Below are 3,013 nucleotides of genomic sequence, written 5' to 3'. Positions count from 1 at the left end.
TCCGGCCGCTTCGTGGATGCCCGGCACAAGGCCGGGCATGACGAGTCGGACTGCGACGTGCAAACGTCGCGCTTAAACGCTCAGCTTCGGCACGTCGAGCCAGCGGCGCTCCTGCCAGCTCTTCAGCCCGAGCTCGGCGAGCTGGACGCCCTTGGCGCCTTCGAGCAGGTCGTGGCTCCACGGCGTGTCGGCGACCACGTGGCGAATGAAGCTCTCCCACTGGATCTTGAAGCCGTTGTCGTAGTCGAAGTTGTCCGGCACCTCTTCCCACTGGTCGAGGAAGTTCATCGTCTGCGGGACGTCGGGATTCCAGATCGGGCGCGGCGTGTTGACCCGGTGCTGCGTCCAGCACTTGGACAGGCCCGCGACGGCCGAGCCGTGGGTGCCGTCGACCTGAAAGGTCACGAGGTCGTCGCGGCGCACGCGCACGCACCAGGACGAGTTCATGTGGGCGATGACGCCGCCTTCGAGCTCGAAGGTGGCGTAAGCGGCGTCGTCGGCGTCGGCCACGTAGGTCTTGCCGTTCTCGTCGACACGGCTCGGGATGTGGGTGGCGCCGAGGCAGCTCACCGCCTTCACCTCGCCGAACAGATTGTCGAGCACGTAGCGCCAGTGGCACAGCATGTCGAGGATGATGCCGCCACCCTCGCCGAGCTTGTAGTTCCAGCTCGGCCGCTGCGCCGGCTGGCCCCAGTCGCCCTCGAACACCCAGTAGCCGAACTCGCCGCGCACCGAGAACATGCGGCCGAAGAATCCCGCCTCTTTCAGCTTGGCGATCTTGCGCAGGCCCGGCAGGAACAGCTTGTCCTGCACGACGCCGTTCTTCACGCCACGCGCCTTGGCGAGAGTCGCCATCGCCAGCGCCTTGTCGAGCGTCTCGGAAATCGGCTTCTCGCAATAGACGTGCTTGCCGGCCTCGATGGCCTGGGTCACGAGATCGGCCCGCGCCTGCGTCGTCGCGGCATCGAAGAACAGGGTGTCTTCGGGATTCTTCAGCGCAGCGGCGAGGTCCGACGTGGTCCGCTCGATGCCGTACTGGCGGCCGAGCGCCGCGACCTTCTCGGCGTTGCGGCCGACCAGGATCGGGTCCGGCATCACCCGGTCGCCGTTCGGGAGCAGCACGCCGCCTTCGGCGCGGATCGCAACGATGGAGCGCACCAGGTGCTGATTGAGACCCATGCGCCCGGTGACGCCGTGCATGATGATGCCGAGCTTCTTGGTGGCCACTTTGCATGCCTCGCGAAATTGGAAAAATCCGGCGGCGGTGTGCGCGGCGGCGATCCGCCAAGTAACCGCCTGGTTACAAATCACCATGGGCAGGGGGCGAGCGTCAAGAGCCTTGACCCGCTCGAAACGCAGCCCCGGGCCGCAAGGCGGCATGACTGACGGACAACGTGCTGCACCGCAGCACTCGCCGGTGAAGGAGGGAGCCGACCGAGGATCCCGACGCGCCGGGACCTCGATCAGGGTCGCAGGTAGGAGAGAACGACGTCCTCGATGTGGCGGCCCCGCGCGTCGAGGCTCTCCGGATCGTCCATGCTGCGGCCGAAGATGGTGGCGAGCGTGTAGCGGTTCGAAAGATAGAAGAAGCCCAGCGACGCGATGCTGATATAGAGCTGCACAGCATCGACATCGGGCCGGAAAATACCTTGCGCGGCGCCGCGCGCGAGCTGCTGAGACAGGGTCGCGATCAGGGGCGAGTGCAGGTCGCGGATCAGCGCCGATTGCTTCAGGTAACGGCCACGATGCAGGTTCTCGGTCCCGAGCAGGCTGAGGAATTCCGGGTGGGTGATGAAATAGCGCCAAGTGAAGCGGACGAGCTCGCAGATCGCATCGACCGGCTCGCGATCGACCAGATGAAGCTCCTTCTCGGCGGTACGGATCGCCGCATAGGTCTGCTCCAGGACCGCGACATAGAGGCCGTCCTTGCCGCCGAAATAGTGATAGATCATCCGCTTGTTGACGCCCGACCGCTTGGCGATCGTGTCGACCCGTGCGCCGGTGAGCCCCTTCGACCTGAACTCGTGGGTGGCGGCATCCAGGATCGCGGCGCGGGTGCGCACGGGATCCCGCGAGCCCGTCGGCCGCTTCGGCGGATCGCTCTTGATCGGGGTCGCTTCCATGGCCTCGCCCGCGACGGAATCGCAACCGTCGCCTGGGTGACCATACAGCATTGGTCCGGCGGACGGCACTCGCTTGCGCGAGGTCACACCTGCAGCCAGCGTTGGCGCACCGATTGATCGGCGGCGAGCTCGGTGGACGACCCGCACCAGACCACGTGCCCTTTCTCCAGCACGACGTGTCGATCCGCCAGGCGGGTCATGGCATCGAGATGCTTGTCGACCAGCAGAATCGCCTGCCCCTCCTGCTTCAGGCGGCCGAGGCCGCGCCAGATCTCGGAACGGATCAACGGCGCGAGTCCTTCGGTCGCCTCGTCCAGGATCAGGAGCCGTGGATTGGTCATCAGCGCACGACCTATCGCCAGCATCTGCTGCTCACCGCCCGAGAGCTGGCTGCCGAGATGGCCGCGACGCTCGGCGAGCCGCGGGAAGAAGTCGTACACCCGCTCCAACGTCCAGCGGTCGCCGAAGCGGGCCGCCGCCGTGGCGACCAGGTTCTCGCGGACCGTCAGGGTCGCGAAGACCTGGCGCCCCTCCGGCACGAGGCCCAGGCCGAGCTGGGCGATCCGGTAGGACGGCAGGCCGGCGAGCGACTGTCCATCGAACGTCAGGTTGCCACCGGTGGGGCGCACCAGCCCCATGAGCGCCCGGATCGTCGTCGTCTTGCCCATGCCGTTACGACCGAGCAGCGTGACGATCTCGCCGGGCCCGATGCGGAAGCCGACATCGAACAGCACCGGCGTCTCGCCGTAGCCGGCCTGGAGGTTTTCGACGGTCAGCATGGGGCTTCTCCGGTCGACACGGGGCGGCGCGCGAGCGCCGAGCGCGGGCCCCATACGCCCTGTCCGTCGTGCGCTACCGAGGCCCGGAGTACGAATTCCAGGCTCGGCGGC

At 67.1% G+C, this 3,013-nt stretch carries 3 protein-coding genes; all 3 read right to left on the bottom strand.

Annotated features, from left to right (window positions below; genetic code table 11):
• Positions 1 to 72: 72 nt before the first annotated feature.
• The 3 genes from CH341_RS13360 to CH341_RS13350 all read right to left on the bottom strand — a co-directional run bounded on the left by CH341_RS13360 (position 73) and on the right by CH341_RS13350 (position 2,902).
• Positions 73 to 1,200, bottom strand: coding sequence for a Gfo/Idh/MocA family protein (locus tag CH341_RS13360; protein ID WP_245431037.1), 1,128 nt, complete (start codon positions 1,198 to 1,200; stop codon positions 73 to 75).
• A gap of 263 nt (positions 1,201 to 1,463) precedes the next feature.
• The gene (locus CH341_RS13355; protein WP_111419517.1) at positions 1,464 to 2,123 is read right to left on the bottom strand and encodes a TetR/AcrR family transcriptional regulator; all 660 of its coding nucleotides are present in this window, start codon (positions 2,121 to 2,123) and stop codon (positions 1,464 to 1,466) included.
• Between the two features lie 83 nt (positions 2,124 to 2,206).
• Positions 2,207 to 2,902, bottom strand: coding sequence for an ABC transporter ATP-binding protein (locus CH341_RS13350; RefSeq protein ID WP_111419516.1), 696 nt, complete (start codon positions 2,900 to 2,902; stop codon positions 2,207 to 2,209).
• Positions 2,903 to 3,013 lie beyond the last annotated feature (111 nt).

This window comes from Rhodoplanes roseus (genome assembly GCF_003258865.1).
In the GTDB taxonomy this organism is placed as follows: Bacteria; Pseudomonadota; Alphaproteobacteria; order Rhizobiales; family Xanthobacteraceae; genus Rhodoplanes; species Rhodoplanes roseus.
The sequence above is the reverse complement of the archived record's forward strand: the minus strand, read 5'-3'. Positions and strand labels throughout refer to the sequence as shown.